Raw genomic sequence first — 18,596 nt, forward strand, 5'->3', positions numbered from 1 at the left:
GTCAGGGCAAGGGTCGGCCCGTCAGGGAGCCCTCGGGTTCGGCCAGAACCAGCCGGACGGCCTCGCCCCGGGACGGGGGTGTGACGTCCGGCCGCGGATCCGCCCGGGTCTCGAAGTGCCGCCGCAGCTCGGGGTCGGGCGCGTAGCCGTAGTGCTGGAGGTAGTAGGCGATCTGGTCGGACCAGACCCAGGTGCCGTCGGTGCGGAAGTGGGCGGGCACCACGCTGCCGCGGTCCGGTTCGACGCGGTCCGGTTCCTCTTCGAGGAGCATGAGAAACAGCTGTCCGTCCCGCAGACACTCCAGCAGTGCGGCGCGTTCCTCGGCGGAGGTGACGCGGGCGTGGGCCTTCCCGAAGACGGGGCCGCCCTCCGGAGTGTGGCGGTCGAAGACGCGGGCGAGCCGGAGCCGGCCGGGCGGGGGCGCAGCGGTGAGCAGTCTCCGGACCTCCGCCGCGCTCCGGGGGCGGGCCGCGGGATCCTCCGCCAGCAGCCGCCCGACAACTTCCTTGAGGCCGGCGGCGATGTCGGCTCTCACGCTCCGTGTGTCCCACCTGCCGGACGGCGGTGCTCCCACGGCGAGTTCATGGAGCACACACCCCAGCGAGTAGAGATCGGCCCGGCCGTCGATCTCGGCCCCCCGCCGCTGCTCGGGCGCCGCGTACCCGGGCGTGCCGACGAACGCCCCCTCGGCGGTCAGCCGGGTCCCGGTCCCTTCCAGCAGTGCCGCGACCCCGAAGTCCAGGACCTTCACCGTGCGCCCGCCTTCGCCAGTGAGCATGAGGTTGGACGGCTTCAGGTCCCGGTGCACGACACCCTCCGCGTGGACCGCGGTGAGGGCATCGCAGATCTGCACACCCCAGGCGACGATCTGGGACTGGTCCGGCCGCCCGCCCAGCCGGACGAAGACGTCCAGCGGTGTGCCCCGGACCAGTTCCATGACGAGGAGCAGCGGCTCCTCGACCAGGTCGTGCACGGTGACGATGTGGGGATGGACGGGGAGCCGCGCCATGATCCGCGCCTCCCGCAGGGACCGTTCCGTCGCGCGTTGGCCGGGCCTGAGCATCTTGACCGCGACCGGCCGGTCGAGGTGCTGGTCCTGGGCCTCCCACACCACGCCCATGCCGCCGAAGTCCAGGAAGCGGACCAGCCGGTACCGGCCCGCGATCACCTCGCCCGCCTCGAAGCCACCCTCGACGGTCATCGCGTCGACTCCTCACCGGATTCCGCGAACCCGACCCCGGCGCTAGCGAACAGCGGGGCCAGCGATTCGAGGGAGATCGCGAACGTCGCCGCCCCTGGGACGCGCGCCACCAACAGACCGACCACCTCGCCGAGTTCATTGAGCAACGGCCCGCCGCCCGCCCCGGACGGCAGTTCCAGATCGGTGCGGAACAGCTTCAGGCCCTGTTCGGGGAACTCCTCGATGCCCTGGACCATGCCGGTCACGAGCATCCGGTCGCAGGCCGCGCCCCAGACCTCGTCCGAGATGCCCGTGAGCCGGGGGAATCCCTGTCGCAGCGGCCGGTCGGGCACGCGTTCCGCGAGGAGGACGACACCGGCGTCGAGGGCGGCGGAGTCGGAGCGGAAGACATGCTTCACGGCCCGGTTCCCGGTCGCCGTGAGCACGGTGAGCCCTGTGGCCGGCCCCTCCGGCCACCGGCCGCCGGTCAGCACATGCCGGTCCGAGACCAGGAAGCCGCCGCTCTCGCGGCCGTCTTCGTCCACCACGCGGACGAGGGCGGGGCGGGCCGCGGTCGGGTACGGCTCCGGGTGGTCCTGGTCCAGGACGATCGCGCGCAGCCGCGGGGCGTCCGCGAGCAGGGTCTTCCGGTACGCGTCGAAGTCTCCGGCGCCGGCCAGACACGTCAGGCGGCGGTACAGGTCCTCCGGGTCGGACAGCGGCTCGGTGAGGTCGTCGAGCGCTCGCAGGGCGAGCACGTGGTCGCCCGCGTTGTGCAGATTCCTGAACCGCCGCAGCGGATCGGCCTCCGCGGCGGCAAGGGCCGCGAGCAGGGCGGTCCAGGCGGCCATCCGGGCCATGCCCTTCCTGGTCCGGTCCACGTGCTCGCCGAGCAGCGTCGCCAGATGCCGGCCGGCGTCGGCCCCTTCCGCGGCGTCCGCACTCTCCAGGTAGTGCCGGGCGGTGACCGTCAGATCGCGCAACGGACCGCGCAGGGACAGCAGTTCGGACTCGACCTCCATCGCCTCGCTGCCGTACATCTCTGCCAGAAGTCCCTGACTGACCCGGTCCGGCGGGGTACAGCTGGGCCGATGGGCCTCCAGCCGGTCCCTGAACTCGCGGCAGAGCCGCTCCGGTCGGAGCCCGGCGGCCTGTTCGGTGAGGTCTCTCAGGGTGTTGCGGAACTTCTCCCAGTCGTGCTGCCGTGCCTGACGTCTCGTCATTTCCTGGATCTCCAGCGGTGACAGGAGCGTGGAGTCGGTGATCCTGACCGACTCCTTCCTGCCGGTGGCCATGTCCAGGGCGGTGACCTTCAGGACACAGCTCGCGTCGATCTCGAAGGTGACCTCGATCTGCGGCACCCCCTTGGGCGCCGGGGGGATGTCCAGCGTCAGCTGGCCGATCCTGGAACGAGGGTCGACCTGGCCGCCGTTGTAGACCTGGATGTGCACGTTGGGCTGGTTGTCCTCAGCCGTCGAGTAGACCTCCCTGCGCTGCGCGGGGATCCTCGTGTTCGCCTCGACCAGGGTGTCGAAGCGCTGTCCGCCGTTCTTCCGGTCGACGATGCTGATGCCGAGAGCCAGCGGGGTGACGTCCAGCAGCAGGATGTCCTTGAGGTCCCCCTCCAGCCGACCGCCCAGCAGGGCCGCGCCGAACGCCACCACCGTGCTCGGGTCCGGGTGGCCCTTGGCGCGGCAGCCGATGGCCCGCTCCACGACGTCACTCACGAGCGAGGACCGCATGGGGCCGCCCACCAGCACCAGATTCTCCGGTGCACCGGCCGACTTGCGCGCCTGGTCCCTGAACCTCTCGCAGACCCTCCGCAGGGTGTCCAGCGGCTCGGCGAGCAGGTCCGCGAGTTCGGACCGGGTGAGGCAGACGTTGATGGCCGGCCGCCCCATGAACCCGACGAGCGGGTACTCGGCCTCCGTCTGGGAGGAGAGCAGGATCTTCAGGTACTCGGCGGCGATCTCCAGCCGCCGCCGTTCCCGGCTTCCGGCGGGTACGTCCACGCCTTCGCCGCGCAGCCGGTCGGCCAGGAAGTCGGCGACGGCCCGGTCGAAGTCCCGGCCGCCGTAGGCCGAGTCGCCGGACACCCGCCGGACGTCGTACATGTCGCCGTCCACCTCGACGAGGCTCGCGTCCAGGGTGCCGGCGCCGAGATCCAGTACGGCGACCCGTCCGCCCAGCCTCTGCTGCCAGGAGACGGCCATACAAGCGGCTGTCGGCTCGTGGATCAGCCGGACCGCTTCCACGCCGGCGATCTCGCAGGCGTTGCGGGTCGCGGCCTTGGCGTTGTTGTGGAAGTTGGCGGGGATCGTGACGATCGCCTTCGAGCGGCTCAGGGTGAGGTCGTGGTGTTCGGCCGCCCAGTCCAGCCAGGTGTCCCGGACCTCGCCCAGTTCGGCGCGGGCGAGGTCGGCGATCCGTTCCCTGACCCGCTCCGTCAGGAAGGTCTCCACCAGCGAGCGGGCGTGGCCGATCAGCCGGGCGGACACCTCTTCGGGACGGTAGGTGCGGTCGCCCATCTCGTAGGCGGCGCGTTCTCCCATCCGGCGTTTGGCGTCACTGACGGACGCGGTGATCCTGGGTACGAGCACGGCGTCGCCCGACAGCCCGACGATCTCCTCCCCCTCCTCGGTGACGCTGAGCGTCGACGCGAAGGACGACTGTCCGGCGTGCGGGCAGACCACGGGGATCCCGTCCGTCCTGTCGTAGACGGCCGCGACACAGGTGCTGGTGCCGAGATCCATGCCCCAGGTGCGGGAGTAGCGGGCGTCCACCTCCTGCCTGGCCTGTGCCACCCACCGCTGGGCCCGCTCCTCGAAGGCTCCTCGGTCGGCGCTCTCCAGAGCTTCCAGGGCATCGAGGACCTGCTGTCGCCGGGGCCCGGTCACGGTGGTCTCGTCCTCGACCAGCGAGCGCAGCACGCTCTCGGCGTGCGAGGTGTGCCCCCGGCTCGCGAGGGCGTCGAGACAGCGGCTTACGAGGTCCTCGATGTCGCCGGACCGGCGCAGGTATCCGGCGAGGCGGGGATCCTCCACGGCCTCCTCGCCCCGCCACAGGATCAGGCAGCGTGCGGCCGCGGCCGCGTCGTCGACCCGGTCGTAGAGCACCACGGCCTCCTCGTGACGGCCGGCCCGCTCGTGCAGCCGGGCCGCGCCGAGGTGGTCGCCGCCCGCCTCCCTGGCATCCGCCCGGGCGGCCAGGCTCTCCGGGGAGTCGTCGTCGTGCAGGACGCGGTCGGCGTCGCCGTAGCGCTCGGCCGTCCGGTAGAGCCGGTGGGCGCGGTAGTACTCCTCGGCGTCCTCGGCATGCCGGGCCGCCTCCAGCGGTTCCCCGGCCTCCTCCTCGAAGGCGCTCCAGTCCCGGTGCACCGCCCTGACGGCGTCCGCGTCGGACGCTTCGGCGAGATAACCCTTGAGACGCCTGCGGCCGTCCGCCGTCACGGCCTGGCGCATTGCCTCCAGTTCCTCCCGGCGCCGGATCACCGCCTCGACGGGGGCCGCCTGGCCGAGGTGGTCCAGTACTGCTCGGACGCGTCGTACGGCAGCGGCGTGCTCGTGACGCTCGACCAAGGAGTCGATCTCCGTACGGCACTCGCCGGCGAGGCGGGCCAGGCGGTCCGGTTCGTCCGCCGAGCAGGTGTCCAGGGCGGTGCGGAGATCGCCGAGCCGCTCGTGGCAGTGGCTTGCCCGGTCCTCGCGGTGCGCCCACATGAAGTACTCGAGGGCCTCTGCGGGCTTCCCCTCGTCCAGCAGCAGCTCTCCGGCCCGTACCGCAAGCCGGTGTGCGGTCTCCCGGTCCCCTTCGCGGTCGGCGAGTTCCAGGCCCGCCTGCACATCGGGCAGGTACAACGACCGGACACAGCACTCCAGCGCGGCCCGCTTGCGGGCGGGGGTGTCGGCGAGCCGTACCGCGTCGGTGCCCCACCCCAGGAACAGCCGTACGGCGAACAGGTCCGGTATCAGCCAGTCCGGCAGCTCTGCGAGGAGGGCCGACCAGAACTCGGCGTCCCGGTCGAGGGAGGCCCGTGCGGTGTACTCCTCCAGGGCCGTCGTCACGATGGTGATGTCCAGTGCTCCCCGGTTGCTCAACTGCCTTAGCCAGCATCCGAGTTCACGGGCGTCGCCGGTCCTGCCCAGAAGGCGGGCCAGGGTCTGCCGGGCGAGCCGCCCGAGCCCGTGGTCGCCCAGTCGCTCCGCCACCTCGATGACGACGTCGAGCCTCGTGCGGTCGAGATGGCCGCTCAGCCTACGCAGCCGGCCCCGCTCGGCCGTGCCGAACGCCGACGCGTAGCCGGTGGCGGGCAGCCGGGCGTCGTACGTCTCGAAGAGGTCCCTGGCGACCGCGGGGTTCTCGTGCAGGGCGAGCACCAGGGCCCGCCCGTACCTGCCGGCCGCACGCTCGGTGTCCCGATCGGTGAGCACGTCGGGCCGGAAACGCACCCTGAGCCTGCGCATGGCCCAGCGCAGCCTCCAGGAGCCGGTCGTTCGTACACCCTGTTGTGCCATCGCCCCACCCCTTCCGTCCCCTCCGGACGGCACTCGCTCAGGCTTCTCCACTGCTCCCGGTGGTGCCTTCGAGGGCTCTGATCAGTCGCATCGCCTCGTCTCTCAAGCACGCGGCCAGGCTGTCGGGACCGGTGTCGCCCTCCAGGCCGTCCTGCTGGATCCTGGTCGCGAGGGCGTGGAAGTAGGTCGCGGTCTCCCGCACCGTCGGCTCCACGTCCATGTAGGCCGCCATGGAGCGGGCCCGCTCGGCGTCGTCGAGGATCTGCCTCACCTGGGTGCCGATCTCGGCCCTGACCTCCTGGAGCACGGTGTCGGCCTGGACGAGTCTGTCGAGGACCGTGTGGCAGGACCGTATGAGCCGTTCCAGGAGCCGGGGTTCACGATCGGCCGGGACCACGCCCATGAGGCCGGCGGAGACGACCTGCGCGCGGATGGCGCTCGCCGCACGACTGTCACGCGGGTCCAGTCCGGTCGGGCTGGTCGCGCCCAGTGCCGCACGGAAGCAGGGATGGACATGGAACTCGTCCTCGTGCGGCTGGACGCGCAGCAGGGGGATGCCCGCGTGGACGATGCCGTTTCCCCGCCGGACCCCGAGGAATCCCACCGCGTGGAGCGTGTGGACGACGCCGTCCGGCGTCAGCGCGTCCCTGTACGCCGGGAACTCGCGGTGCAGTGTGTCCTCGACCAGTTCGACACGGCGGCTCAGCGCGGCGCGCGTGACGACATAGCCGGAGTTCTGGAAGAGCGGGAGGAGGCGTTCGAGGAAGGGGTGGGCGACCAGGTGCTCCTGGACGAGGTCCTTGAGCTTCCACTGGGAGAAGCGCTGGGTGGCCAGCAGGACGTCGTTCTCGTGGATCCGGTCGCGGTGCCCCTTGCCGATCGCGGTGTGCTGGCACTCGTTGAGGTACTGGATGAGGTCGCGCGGCCTGGGCAGTGCGCGGGACAGGAGATACGCCGAGGTGCTCTCGCCGCACACCGTCCGCGGGAAGATCTCGCCCCACAGGCGGTCCGCCGTCAGGCCGGTACCCACCGAGGCCCTGGCGCGCCGCAGTGCCAGAGCCTTCAGGTCCGACTCGCTCCAGTCGAGGCGGAGTTCGTCGCTGTGGAACTTGTCGCCCTCGACGAACTTCAGCGAGTCGTAGATGTCCGACCTGAGGAACACCACGACCCGCAGGGCACCGCCGTAATGGCTGCCGGCGTGTGCGGCCGCGAGCAGTAGCCCGATGACGAGCGAGTGGCTCTGGAGGTCCCCGATCCACAGATGTTCCAGCCGGTCCACCAGCAGCACGAAGGTGTGGTCCGGCGCGCAGCCCAGCTCGGTGAAGCCGCGGAGTACGGCGTCCTCCAGGATCGTCAAGCGCTGCTCGGGGCGGGGGACTTCATCGGTGGCGGCGGTCTGTTGGGCGAAGTCCGCCGCGGCCTTGACTCCGAACGCCTCCAGCGAGAGGGACCCGCTCAGGCCCCGCAGCCAACGCTCGAATCCGCCGGCGGTCCGGGGATCGCCGAACAGCTCCCGGTTGGTCCTGAGGAAGCCCTTCAACTCCTTGACGGCCGCAGGGGTTCTGCCGCCGTGTCGGTCCGCGTGCCCCACCAGGTACTGGGCCGATCGGACGGCGAATACGTACCGCCACAGCAGCGTCTTGGCGAAGTCACCCGGAACACCTGCCAGTTCGAGCCGGCGGAGGTCCTCGCCCGCGGTGACCGGTTCGACTCCGCCGGACCCGGCCGGCTCGGAGGCCAGCCGAACGCAAATGGCGCTCTTCCCCACCCCCTTGCGCCCGATGACCAGCGTCTTCCGCCCGCTCGCCACCGCGTTGTACGCCGCTGTCTCCTGGAAACCGCGCCGCAGGAGGCCGTCGGCCATGTCCCGTTCCGCGTCGTCCCGTCCAAAGTACAGGCGCTCGACCACCGACCGTTCGCTCACGGCTCCCCCTGCGGTTCTCACCGACCGTACCCGGTCAGTATCCCGCTGTCAGGGTGCGTTGAGACCGGTTTGCGGCAGAGATGTCGGATGCCCGGTCCTGGAGGCATTCGCCGCCGGAACAACATCAGCGCTCGAGAACTCTCGTAATCTGATGGGTAGTCAGCTAAACCGAGTCCATGACAGACGACGTGACGCACACAGACGAATCCCGCAGCCACCTGTACGGGGAACTGGCCACCGTCGGCCCTTACGGAGCCGACCTCGGGCACGCGCTCATCACGATGGTCGAGCCTCACCCCGGCCGGGAGCGCGAGTACAATCGCTGGTACGAAGACGACCACTACATCGCCGGCGCGATGGCCATGCCGTGGATGTACGCGGGCCGCCGCTGGGTCGCGACCCGGGACCTCCAACTCCTGCGCTACCCCGAGAAGTCCGCCGTCGCGCAGCCGGTGACAGCGGGGTGCTACATATCCGTCTACTGGATCACCGCGGGCCGTTACTCCGACCACATGCGCTGGACCGTCGGCATCAACAAGCGCCTCAACCGCGACCACCGGGTCTTCCAGGACCGCACGCATGTCTTCACGGCGTTTCAGGACCACACGGTGACCGTCTACCGTGACGGCGACGAGGGCCCGCGCGACATCCACGCCCTTGACCACCCCTATGCCGGGCTCGTCGTCCAGGTCGTCGACGCCGACTCCCCCGAGCAGCGCGGGGAACTGCTCGCATGGCTGCGCGACGACGACCTTCCGAAACAACTGGCCGGCTCCCCGGCGGCCATGGTGACCGTCTTCACGCCGACGCCGCTGCCCCTGGACCGGATGACCTACGTCAAGCAGGTCGAGGGGGTCGGGACGCGGCTGACCCTGCTGTGGTTCCTCCAGCAGGATCCCCGCGAGGTCTGGCAGGACCACTTCGCGGACCTGGACACGGCGGTAGCCGCTTCGGGTCTCGGTGACGTGCAGTTCGTCGCGCCGTTCATCCCCACGGTGCCGGGAACGGACCGCTATGCGGACGAACTCCGGTGAGGGCGAACTCGCCGCCGCCCACTTGAGATCGAAAAGCCGACGGCTTCTCGACTGACTCGACAGGTTCCGCAGGTTTCCGCTGCCCGCGTAGAGGCGGGCGAGTTCGGGGCCGGCCGGTGATCGTCGTTCTCGTTCCACAGGTGCGGGATGCCGGCGTACGTCTCGCCGCAGGTCTCTTCCGACATGGGACCTTCCCTCCTCCAGCGCTCGCCCATACTCTGACGCCCCGTCAGATAATGCGCCAGAGCAGGGAGGCCGCCGGTATGTCACTTCTTTCCGGGAAGACCGTGGTCGTGTCGGGAGTCGGGGCCGGGCTGGGTCACCAGGTGGCCGCGGCTGTCGTGCGGGACGGGGGGAACGCGGTGCTGGGGGCGCGGACCGAGGCGAATCTCGCGAAGAGCGCCGCCGAGATCGATCCGGACGGGGCGCACACGGCGTACCGGTCGACGGACATCACCGACGAGCAACAGTGCGCCGCGCTCGCCGAGTTGGCCCTGGAGCGGTTCGGGCGGCTGGACGCGCTGGTGCAGGTGGCCGCGTGGGACAGCTACTTCGGCGGGCTGGAGGACGCGGACTTCGCGACCTGGCAGTCGGTCGTCGACGTGAACCTGCTGGGGTCGCTGCGGATGACCCGGGCCTGTCTGCCGGGCCTGCGGGCGGCGGGCGGGGGGTCGGTGGTGTTCGTGGGGACGCAGTCGGCCGTGGCCGCTCCCTCGCAGGTGCGACAGGCCGCGTACGCCGCCTCCAAGGGGGCGCTGACCAGTGCGATGTACTCGCTGGCGCGGGAGCTAGGGCCGGACCGGATCCGGGTCAACACCGTGCTGCCGGGCTGGATGTGGGGGCCGCCGGTGCAGGCGTACGTGCAGTTCACCGCGCACACCGAGAAGGTGCCGGAGGCGGACGTACTGAAGCGGCTGACCGAGCGGATGGCACTGCCCGATCTCGCGACCGACGGGGACGTGGCGGACGCGACGGTGTTCCTGGCCTCGGACCGGGCGCGGTCGATCACCGGACAGTCGTTGCTGGTCAACGCCGGGGAGCTGATGCGGTGAGTTCATATAGGTGAACCAAGGCCATCATCTCGAATATTTTTACCTCCCTTTGACCCGACGTCAGCTTGTCGTGTCCACGCGGTGGCGCCCACGATGAGCGCTGGCTGATCCCTGGGAGGGCGCATATGAACGGTCTCGACTGGGCCGTGCTCATCGGCTATTTCGGCGTGATGGTGGCGATCGGCATCTGGTCCCACAAACGGGTGGACGATGTCAGCGACTTCTTCACGGCCGGGGGCAAGATGCCGTGGTGGCTGTCCGGCATCTCGCACCACATGTCGGGCTACAGCGCGGTGATGTTCACCGGATACGCGGGCATCGCCTACACCTACGGCGTCACCTCGTTCGTCACCTGGTCCTTCCCCATCGCACTGGGCATCGCCATCGGCTCGAAGCTGTTCGCGCCGCGGATCAACCGGCTGCGTTCCCGGCTCCATGTGGCTTCCCCGCTCGAATACCTGAAGAACCGCTACGACCTGAAGACCCAGCAGGCGCTGGCCTGGTCCGGCATGCTGCTGAAGATCGTGGACGTGGGCGCCAAGTGGGCCGCCATCGCGACCCTGTTGTCCGTCTTCACCGGCATCTCGCTCAACCAGGGCATCCTCATCACCGGTGCCATCACCGCCGTGTACTGCACGATCGGCGGGCTGTGGGCCGACGCGCTCACGGAGTTGGGGCAGTTCGTCATCCAACTCCTCGCCGGTGTCGCGATGTTCATCGCCGTGGTCCTCAAGCTCAACGACAAGGGCATCGGGTTCCTCGGCGCCTGGGACGAGCCCGAACTCCAGGGCCACGGCGAGCCGTTGGTCGGGCCGTACGGGACGGTCTTCCTGCTCGCCTTCCTCTTCATCAAACTCTTCGAGTACAACGGCGGCATGCTCAACCAGGCCCAGCGCTACATGGCCACGGCGAGCGCGAAGGAGGCGGAGCGGTCCGCGCGGCTGTCGGCGGTGCTGTGGCTGGTCTGGCCCCTCGTGCTGTTCTTCCCCATGTGGATGTCGCCGCTGCTAGTCGAGGCGCAGAAGCCGGACGGCTCCGACTCCTACGGTCTGATGACCGAACAGCTGCTGCCGCACGGCCTGTTGGGCCTGGTCATCGTCGGCTTCTTCTCGCACACCATGGCGATGTGCTCCTCCGACGCCAACGCGATCGCGGCCGTGTTCACCCGGGACTGCGCGCCGGTGGTGTGGCGCCGGGCACGCAGCTGGAGCCAGGGGCAGGGCCTGCGGGTCGCCCGGATCACCACCGTCGTCTTCCTCGGTCTGTCCATGGCGGCGGCGACCCAGGTCAACTCCCCCACGTTCAAGGACATCATCACCGTCGTCATCAAGTGGGTGGCCGGGCTGATGGGCCCGATGGCGATCCCGATGATGCTCGGCCTGCTGCGGCCGTTCCGCCGCTCCGGCCCGACCGCGGCACTCACCAGCTGGTCGATGGGCCTGCTCGCCTTCTACCTGGTCAACTACCCGATCAACGACCGCGTCTCCGGCGGCGTCCCGCTCCAGTACCAGGTCTCGATCCCGCTCGCCGTGTCCCTGGTCCTGTACATCCTGGTCGGCTTCATCAAGCCCGAGGACACCCCGGAACGGCTCGCGATCATCGAGAAGATCAACACCGACGGGGACGGGGAGGGAGCGGCGGCCGCGGCGATCCCGACTCCGGCGGGCGGGGTGGACGACGTGATCGGTACGTCGGCGCGCGATTGACGCGCTAGCCCGGGGAGCGCGCTAGCCCCTCGGGTAGCGCGCCAGCCACCCCGCAGAAGCCCCCGCAGGGCCGTGCAGGGCCGGGCCCTGGGTCATTTCCATGGCGAAGTCGTCGGCCAGCTCCAGCATCGTGGGACGGCCCTCCAGTTCGGCCAGCCAGGCCGGGGGGAGGGCCGTCTCGCCGTGCAGGGCGCCGAGCAGGCCGCCGGTGAGGGCGCCGGCCGCGGCGGAGGGGCCGTCGTGGTTGACGGCGAGGCACAGGCCCTGGCGTACGTCCTCCCCGACCAGCGCGCAGTACACGGCCGCCGACAGCAGCCCGTCCGCCGAGCCGTCCGCGGCGAGCTCCTCCACCCGCGCCGGGGTGGGCATCCCCTGCCGTACGGCGCCCAGCGCGTGCTGGAGCGCGTCCGACACGGGCTCGTGGCCGGGCCGCGCGGCCAGCAGCGCGAGCGCCCGCTGCACGGCCCCGTCCAGACTGTCGCCGAGGGCCAGCGCGTGCACGATCACGGCGTACGCGCCCGCCGACAGATAGGCGACGGGGTGCCCGTGGGTCTGCGCCGCGCACTCCACCGCCAGCTGTACGACGAGCTGCGGCTCCCATCCGACGAGCAGCCCGAAGGGAGCCGAGCGGGCGGTGGCCTCGGGCCCGAGTTCGTTCGGGTTCTTGGGCGACTCCAGTGTCCCCATGGTGTCGTCGCCGAACCCGATCAGAAGGGACCGGGTCGGGTCGCGGCGGGCGTACAGCCACTCCTCCCGGGCCAGCCAGCCGTCGTCCTTGCGCCGCTCGTCGGGTCCCCAGTCCCGCTGGGTGGCGGCCCAGCGCAGATACGCCCGGTGCAGGTCGGTGGGCGGGTGCCAGGCCCCGGTGTCCCGGCGCACCTGGGCGCGGATGAGCCCGTCCACGGTGAAGAGGGTGAGCTGGGTGAGGTGGGTGACGGCCCCGCGTCTGCCGTACCCGAACCCGAGGTCCACGAGCCCCTCGGCGCCGTACGCCTCACGGATCTCGTCCAGCCCGAGCGAGTCGACGGGTGCGCCCAGCGCGTCGCCGACGGCCACCCCGAGGAGCGTCCCGCGCACCCGGCTACGAAAGTCCTGCTGCTCGGCACGCCCCCAGACGACGGCGTTCGCCCCCACGAGCCCCTCCCCCCTCCGCGACCGTCCGTGTGTACGACGTCCTGCACTGTAATCGAAGGGGGGTGCGGGGTTCAGGGGGCGATTGGGTATGCGGGACTATGACCGAAAGGCGCGCCGCCCTTGCCGGGCCGTCCTCAGCGGAAGGCGGAGGCGTTGCGGGTTGCCCAGTCCGCGTACGAACGGGGTGGGCGTCCGAGGACCCGCTCGATGGCGGGGCTGACGCGCCGCAGGCCCTCCGACGGGTCGCTGAGGATGTCGAGGGTGGCGTCCGCGACGGGCTCCGGCATGAACCGCGTCATCTCCGCCCTGGCCTCGGCCCGGCTCTGCTCGACGAACCGCACGGGTTCGCCCAGCGCGTCCCCGATCGCGGCGGCCTGCTGCCGGGGGGAGACCGGGGCGGGCCCGGTCAACTCATGGACGAGCCCGGCGTGTTCGGGATCCCGCAGGGCTACGGCGGCCATCTCGGCGATGTCGTCCGGATCGACGGTCGGCAGCGCGACGTCCCCGAAGGGTGCCGTCACCGTCCGCTCGGCGCGGACCCGGCCGGCCCACTGGAGGGTGTTGGAGTGGAAGCCGCCGGGCCGCAGCATGGTCCAGCCGAGCCCCGACCGCCGTACCGCGTCCTCCGGTCCTGACGGGTGGTCGCCGGTGCCGACCCCTTGCGAGGACAGCAGGACCACCCGCCGCACACCCGCGGCCCGGACGACGTCGAGGACCTGCCCGAGGTCTCCGCCCGCGGCCATGAAGTCGCCGGAGGTCAGGAGGAAGAGGGACTCCGCGCCGTCGAGCGCGGGTTTGAGCGTCCGGGGTGCGGCGAGGTCGGCCCGGTGATGCCGCACCCCGGCCGGGAGCTCGTCCGGAGTGCGGCGGGACACGGCTGTCACCGTCTCCCCCGCCGCGAGCAGCGCCTGCACCAGCGGCCGTCCGACGTTCCCCGTAGCACCGGTCACCACGATCATGTCGCTCCCCTTTTCCGAGGTTCCTGTGAACACACGGCGACGCTACTATCGAGAAGACAGTGGGTACCTAGAGGAAAGTAATGGACGAGAGGCTTGATGTGACGGAGACCACACCCGAGAACGCCTGTCCCATCGCCCCCGTGGTCGACATCGTCTTCAGCCGCTGGACCACACCGGTCCTGTGGACCCTCCACGAGTACGGCCGCCAGCGCTTCGTGGAACTCCAGCGGCGGATCGCCACCATCACCCCCAAGGTGCTGACCCAGCGCCTGCGCCAGCTGGAACGCGACGGCCTGGTCCACCGCACCTACCACGCGGAGGTTCCGCCCCGCGTGGAGTACGAGATCACCGAACTGGGCCGCAGCCTGGCCCCGTTGTTCGCGACGCTGGCGCAGTGGTCACCGAACCTGGAGCGGGTGGAGGAGGCCCGGCGGGCCTACGACTCGAGGGAAGCGGACGCGAACCCCTCCTGAGGGGCCCTACGCGTGGCGGGTCCGCATCGCGTCACGGGCGTCGGTCATCGCCGTCAGGAGAGGGTCGAGTCGGGCATGGTCCGCGTCGGGGCTCGTGCCGAACTCGGTGAGGATGTCGGTCACGGTGGCGAGGTCGTCCCATTCCGGGTCCAGGGCGAGGAGTTCGGACGCGCCCCGGTCGGCCTCGGCCCAGTCGCCCAGGGCGCAGCCCAGGAAGCAGTGGGCCTGGGCGCGTGACAGGGGGGTCATGCCGGGGTCCTGCTCGGCCAGGCGGGACAGGTCGCGCCAGAGGGGTGCGGCGGCGGCCGGCCCCTCGGAGCGGTGGACCGTCATGGCCAGCTGGAAGGTGCCGACGACGGGATCCGTCGCCCGCACCCGCTCGGCGAGCGCGCGGGCCTGCGCCCACCGGCCGTGGTGGCGGTGGAGCTCGGCACGCAGGTCGTCGAGGTCCGCGTCGGACGCCGCCGCCGCCAGCCGTTCCTCCGCCTCCTCCCACCGCCCGAGGTACTCGAGCAGTTCGATCGCCGTCCGCCGCTCCCAGGTCATCTCGGGATCCAGCGCGACACAGCGGTCCAGGTCCGCCAGGGCCTGTTCGGTGCGGCCGATCGCCAGGCACACCCGGCCGCGGCGGCCGTGGGCCCACGCGTACTCGGGGTCGGCGGCCAGGGCCCGGTCCAGATGGTGGAGGGCCTCGGCGTAGGACTTGCGGGCGTGGTGGATCGCGCCGAGGCCGGCCAGGGCGACCTCGTCGTCGGGGTTGCGGGACAGGACCGTGTGGAACAGGGCCGACGCCTCCTCGTGGCGGCCCTGCACCCGGTACTCGGTGGCCAGTTCGTTCAGGATCCAGTCGACGTCCGGTTCGGCCGCGACGGCCCGGCGCAGGTCCTCGACGGCGCCGTCCCGGTCGTTCAGCGCGCGCTTGACACGGGATCTCATCACCAGCGCCCAGGCGTAGTCGGGGACCAGCTCGAGAGCCCGGTCGAAGTCGGCCAACGCCTCCTCGTGGCGGCCGAGTTCGTTCAGTGCCTGCCCGCGGCTCGCCAGCGCCGACGTGTACCCCGGCTCCAGCTCGACGGCGCGCGCCAGCTCCGTGACGGCCTCCTCGTACCGCCCGTCGATCCGGTAGGCGTCCCCGCGTTCCGAGGCGATCCAGGCCCGGTCGGGCGCGAGCGCGGCTGCCCGGTCGAGGTCGGCGTAGGCCTTGTCCAGGTCACCGCGCGTGCGGTGCAGCCGGGCCCTGCGCACGAGCGCCCAGAGGTACTCCGGATCGATGCCCAGCGCGCGGTCGAAGTCGGCGAGCGACTCGTCGAGCCTGCCCAGTCCGTGCCGGGCCGCCGCCCGACCGGCCAGGGCGACGTCGTCGGTGGGGTCGAGGGCGAGGGCGCGGGTGTAGTCGGCGTCCGCCTCCTCGAAACGGGACGCCAGACGGTAGGTCTCGGCCCGCTCGGCGAGGATCCACGCCGCGTCGGGGGCCAGTTCCACGGCCCGGTCCAGGGCGGTCAGGGCCGCCGGGTAGTCGTCCAGCAACTGGTGGGTCAGGCCCCGGCCGTAGTGGGCCAGGGGTTGCAGCGGATCCAGCTCGATCGCGCGGTCGTACTCCTGGAGGGCCTGCCGGTACTCCTGGCGCCGGCGCAGCTCCCGGCCGCGCAGCGCGTGCGCCTCCGCCCGCCCGGCAGGGTCGAGACCGGGGCGGGTCAGGAGCAGGTCCAGCGCCGTGCCGAGCCCGGTGTCCTCGTCGGCGAGCGCAGCTTGCGACTGCCCGCCATCCCCGCCGGAGAGCACCGCCCCCGACTGCCCGCCGCCCCCGCCGGAGAGCACCGCCCCCGACTGCCCGGCATCCCCCTCGGAGAGTGCCGCGCCCAACGACCGCCCCCACTCCCGCAGTACGGCGTGGTCCGCCGCGTCCCCCGCCTCCTCCAGCATCCGGGCCCAGCGCCGGGCGACGACCTCGTCCTCGCGGCCGGCCACGACGAAGCCGCGCAGCGCCTCGGCGAGGGCCGCGGGCGGGCGGGCGCACAGCAGGTGGTAGACCTCCTCCAGGCGCAGCTCCCACCACTCCTCGTCCGCCCACAACTCCTCGGTGCGGCGCCCGAACTCGGCGTCCTCGCGCCATTCGGCGTACGCCTGCGCGAGCCGCCGGTGCCGGCTCGTCCAGTCGGTGCGGGACCTGAGCCGCTCCAGTCGCAGCATCTGCGCCCGTACGACGTCGTGGTACTGGAGCCGCTCACCGCGCTGCCCGACGAACGGGAGCCCCGTCAACCACGCGTACAGCTCGTCGAGTTCGGCCTCCGGGGCGGGGACGAGCAGCCGGAAGACGTCCGCGTCGAGCCGTCTCGGCAGCGCGCAGGCCCTGGCGACCTTGCGGCGGGCCTCCGGTTCCGGCTTCAGGAACCGTTCCACCGCCGTGGCACTCGGGTCGGTCACGTTGTCCGGGCCGTCGGGCCGCCTGGCCGCGAGAGTCGACACGAGGACCGGGAGGCCGCCCGTCAGACGCAGCACCTCCTCGACGACCGGCTCCGCCACGACGCCCCGCGCGGCGAGCAGCCGACGCGCCTCGGCCTCGGTGAACGGGGCGAGCGGCATCTCCGCCACCGCGTCCAGGCCGGCCCAGCGGGAGGCGTCCAGGGGGCGCTGCCCCGCGGTGACGACGACGAACGCGGCGGGCAGCCGCCCGTGCTCCCGGGGCTTGGTGAGAACGTCGTGGAGCCACGGGTCGAGGAAGGGGCCGGTGCGCTCGTAGGTGTCGAAGAACAGGACGATCCACGGTACGGCGCCGGCAGCGGCCCGCAGTTCGTCGAGCAGGACCGGGGTGAGGACCCGCTCCGGGGCGAGGACCAGGTCCACGTCGTCGGGGTTGCGGAAGCGGGCGCCGAGGCCGGCCCGCAGCCGGTCGGCGCCCTGGGCGAGCCGGTCGGCGGGAAGGGCACGGGTGACGAGAGCCGCTCCGGGTAGGGCGGTCTCCAGGGCGCCGAGGCCGAGGTCCACCGCCATCCTGCTGCCGGTCGACGGCGCTGCGGTCTCCTGCGCACTGTCCGGCGCGAGCGCGGCGAGGGCGGCCTCCGCCTCGCGCCGCCGGTCCCGCCAGGCCGCCAGGCGCCGCTCCAGATCCTTGAACCGCCGTCGCCGGTCGGCGAATTCACGGCACAGCGCCTCCATCGCCTCCGGCACGCTGCCGATGCCGTCATCGACGTAGGCCGTCAAGGCACCGCGTTCACGAGCGAGATGGGCCAGCTCCTCAACCAGGAACGTCTTCCCGATGCCCGCGCTGCCGTGCACATGGAAGCGGAAGCGGTGCCGGGGATCGCCGGGCGGGATGTCGAAGTTCCGCAGGAACGCGGCCCGTTCGGCCTCGCGGCCCACGAATCCGGCCCGTGTGCGCCGCAGGATCAGCTCCTGCGCCGACGGCTCCGCCTGCGTCATGCGTCCGTCCCCTCGTCGCGGCCCGTCCGGCTCCCATTCTGGCCCAAGCGATCTGGAACACACCGCCCCGCACAGGGAAGATGACCTCCATGGCATCGACACCCCCACGCACCACACGCAGCGCACTCCACCTCTCCGCCACCCTGCTCACCGCGAGCGTCGCGTTGTACATCGCGCTCGTCGCGTTCGGGAACATCACGGACTTCGGGACGAACCAGGCGTTCGTGCAGCATGTTCTCGCGATGGACACGACGTTCAAGGACGACGACCTGATGTGGAGAGCCGTCACCAGCAAGGGACTTCAGAACACCGCGTACGTCGCGATCATCGTCTGGGAGACGCTGGCCGCGCTCGTGCTGATCTACGGCACGTATCTGTGGGTGCGCCGGGACGACCAGGCCGCCCGGCGGTTCTCCACCTACGGTCTGCTCATGCTGATGGTGCTGTTCGGCGCCGGGTTCATCGCGATCGGCGGCGAGTGGTTCTCCATGTGGCAGTCGGACACCTGGAACGGGCTGGACGCGGCCCTGCGGGTGTTCGTGTTCAGCGGTGTCGTCCTGCTGGTGGTCAACCTGCCGGACCGCAGCGCTAGTTGACGACGACGACCTTCGTCCCCGTCTCGCCGAACGTCCACAGTGCCGAGCCGTCCGCGGCCTTCATGCGGATACCGCCGGTCCGGGCGCCGTTGGCGGGCGGGGGCGAGGAGCCGTCCACCGCGTTGGAGAAGCCGATGCTGACGCCGTCCACCGCGGTGAAGTAGACGATGTGCTCGACCCGCACCCCGTCGGAGCCGGTCTGCGGGTCGCCGCGACGCAGCGAGACCGAGTAGGTGCCGGGGGCCGGGTCGACCGTCCCCGGCCACACCGCGAAGCTGCGCCGGGCCGCCTCGCTCGCGTCGACCAGCCACACCCGCTTCTCGCCGAGGGAGTAGACGATCCGACGGCCGGTGCCGGAGGCGTCCGGGACGGCGGTCGCGGAGGGTTCGGGCCGCGCGGACGCGCTGGGGGACGCCGACACGCTGGGCCTACTGGTGAGGGCCACGCTCGGCTTGGTTCCCTTGTCGGCCTGTACGGCCAGGACGACGACAGCGGCGACCGCCCCCACGGTCAGACCCGTCACCCAGACCTTCGGGGCTGGCACGGCACGCATCTCCTCGGCTAAGGATCCCCGTCGAACGGGGGTCGGATCATCGTACCGGCC

Annotated in this window: 12 protein-coding genes; 5 read left to right on the forward strand and 7 right to left on the reverse strand. The window is 71.4% G+C overall.

The features are described from left to right. Position 1 precedes the first annotated feature (1 nt). From AC2XR2_RS19720 to AC2XR2_RS19730, 3 genes are read right to left on the reverse strand one after another with little or no spacing between them, the layout of a single operon-like run. Positions 2-1,201 carry a serine/threonine-protein kinase gene (locus tag AC2XR2_RS19720; protein ID WP_491515850.1) on the reverse strand — a complete coding sequence of 400 codons (1,200 nt, stop codon included), beginning with the start codon at positions 1,199-1,201 and terminating at the stop codon, positions 2-4. Next, entirely contained in the window at positions 1,198-5,694 is a 4,497-nt protein-coding gene (locus AC2XR2_RS19725; protein ID WP_491515851.1) for an Hsp70 family protein, read from the reverse strand. Before AC2XR2_RS19725 ends, AC2XR2_RS19720 begins: the two co-directional genes overlap by 4 nt. Positions 5,695-5,731: 37 nt before the next feature. After that, a complete protein-coding gene (locus AC2XR2_RS19730) occupies positions 5,732-7,618 on the reverse strand; it encodes a P-loop ATPase, Sll1717 family (protein ID WP_491515852.1) in 1,887 nt (628 codons plus the stop codon). Between the two features lie 176 nt (positions 7,619-7,794). On the opposite strand from AC2XR2_RS19730, the gene AC2XR2_RS19735 reads away from it, so the two are divergent. From AC2XR2_RS19735 to AC2XR2_RS19745, 3 genes are all read left to right on the forward strand, one after another. Next, positions 7,795-8,652 carry a hypothetical protein gene (locus AC2XR2_RS19735; protein WP_491515853.1) on the forward strand — a complete coding sequence of 286 codons (858 nt, stop codon included), beginning with the start codon at positions 7,795-7,797 and terminating at the stop codon, positions 8,650-8,652. 263 nt (positions 8,653-8,915) lie between these two features. Next, positions 8,916-9,704 carry an SDR family oxidoreductase gene (locus AC2XR2_RS19740; RefSeq protein ID WP_381304728.1) on the forward strand — a complete coding sequence of 263 codons (789 nt, stop codon included), beginning with the start codon at positions 8,916-8,918 and terminating at the stop codon, positions 9,702-9,704. Positions 9,705-9,829: 125 nt separating this feature from the next. Further along, positions 9,830-11,410 (forward strand): sodium:solute symporter family protein, encoded by a 1,581-nt coding sequence (locus AC2XR2_RS19745; RefSeq protein ID WP_449351502.1) that lies wholly within the window; start codon positions 9,830-9,832, stop codon positions 11,408-11,410. A gap of 21 nt (positions 11,411-11,431) precedes the next feature. Here AC2XR2_RS19745 and AC2XR2_RS19750 read toward each other — a convergent pair whose 3' ends face one another. Both AC2XR2_RS19750 and AC2XR2_RS19755 read right to left on the reverse strand, forming a co-directional pair. Beyond that, positions 11,432-12,544, reverse strand: a complete 1,113-nt coding sequence (locus AC2XR2_RS19750; RefSeq protein WP_330266237.1) for an ADP-ribosylglycohydrolase family protein — start codon at positions 12,542-12,544, stop codon at positions 11,432-11,434. Positions 12,545-12,678: 134 nt separating this feature from the next. Next, complete coding sequence (locus AC2XR2_RS19755; protein WP_491515854.1) at positions 12,679-13,503, reverse strand: NAD(P)H-binding protein; 825 nt, start codon at positions 13,501-13,503, stop codon at positions 12,679-12,681. Positions 13,504-13,583: 80 nt separating this feature from the next. On the opposite strand from AC2XR2_RS19755, the gene AC2XR2_RS19760 reads away from it, so the two are divergent. Continuing rightward, a complete protein-coding gene (locus AC2XR2_RS19760; RefSeq protein ID WP_449353626.1) occupies positions 13,584-13,976 on the forward strand; it encodes a winged helix-turn-helix transcriptional regulator in 393 nt (130 codons plus the stop codon). A gap of 6 nt (positions 13,977-13,982) precedes the next feature. Here AC2XR2_RS19760 and AC2XR2_RS19765 read toward each other — a convergent pair whose 3' ends face one another. Further along, entirely contained in the window at positions 13,983-17,396 is a 3,414-nt protein-coding gene (locus tag AC2XR2_RS19765; RefSeq protein ID WP_491515855.1) for a tetratricopeptide repeat protein, read from the reverse strand. A gap of 89 nt (positions 17,397-17,485) precedes the next feature. Between AC2XR2_RS19765 and AC2XR2_RS19770 the strand changes: the two genes are divergently transcribed. Continuing rightward, a complete protein-coding gene (locus tag AC2XR2_RS19770) occupies positions 17,486-17,992 on the forward strand; it encodes a DUF2165 domain-containing protein (RefSeq protein WP_330266233.1) in 507 nt (168 codons plus the stop codon). Here the strand turns inward: AC2XR2_RS19770 and AC2XR2_RS19775 are convergent. Then, the gene (locus tag AC2XR2_RS19775; protein ID WP_491515856.1) at positions 17,985-18,545 is read right to left on the reverse strand and encodes a hypothetical protein; all 561 of its coding nucleotides are present in this window, start codon (positions 18,543-18,545) and stop codon (positions 17,985-17,987) included. The genes AC2XR2_RS19770 and AC2XR2_RS19775 overlap by 8 nt on opposite strands. Between the last annotated feature and the right edge of the window lie 51 nt (positions 18,546-18,596).

The sequence above is a fragment of the Streptomyces sp. LS-MS-L19 genome, from assembly GCF_058382285.1.

Coding starts and splice junctions, on each gene's coding strand:
- AC2XR2_RS19720 (WP_491515850.1), bottom strand. CDS start 1,201: ATGACCGTCGAGGGTGGCTTCGAGGCGGGCGAGGTGATCGCGGGCCGG.
- AC2XR2_RS19725 (WP_491515851.1), bottom strand. CDS start 5,694: ATGGCACAACAGGGTGTACGAACGACCGGCTCCTGGAGGCTGCGCTGG.
- AC2XR2_RS19735 (WP_491515853.1), top strand. CDS start 7,795: ATGACAGACGACGTGACGCACACAGACGAATCCCGCAGCCACCTGTAC.
- AC2XR2_RS19740 (WP_381304728.1), top strand. CDS start 8,916: ATGTCACTTCTTTCCGGGAAGACCGTGGTCGTGTCGGGAGTCGGGGCC.
- AC2XR2_RS19745 (WP_449351502.1), top strand. CDS start 9,830: ATGAACGGTCTCGACTGGGCCGTGCTCATCGGCTATTTCGGCGTGATG.
- AC2XR2_RS19755 (WP_491515854.1), bottom strand. CDS start 13,503: ATGATCGTGGTGACCGGTGCTACGGGGAACGTCGGACGGCCGCTGGTG.
- AC2XR2_RS19760 (WP_449353626.1), top strand. CDS start 13,584: ATGGACGAGAGGCTTGATGTGACGGAGACCACACCCGAGAACGCCTGT.
- AC2XR2_RS19765 (WP_491515855.1), bottom strand. CDS start 17,396: ATGACGCAGGCGGAGCCGTCGGCGCAGGAGCTGATCCTGCGGCGCACA.
- AC2XR2_RS19770 (WP_330266233.1), top strand. CDS start 17,486: ATGGCATCGACACCCCCACGCACCACACGCAGCGCACTCCACCTCTCC.
- AC2XR2_RS19775 (WP_491515856.1), bottom strand. CDS start 18,545: ATGCGTGCCGTGCCAGCCCCGAAGGTCTGGGTGACGGGTCTGACCGTG.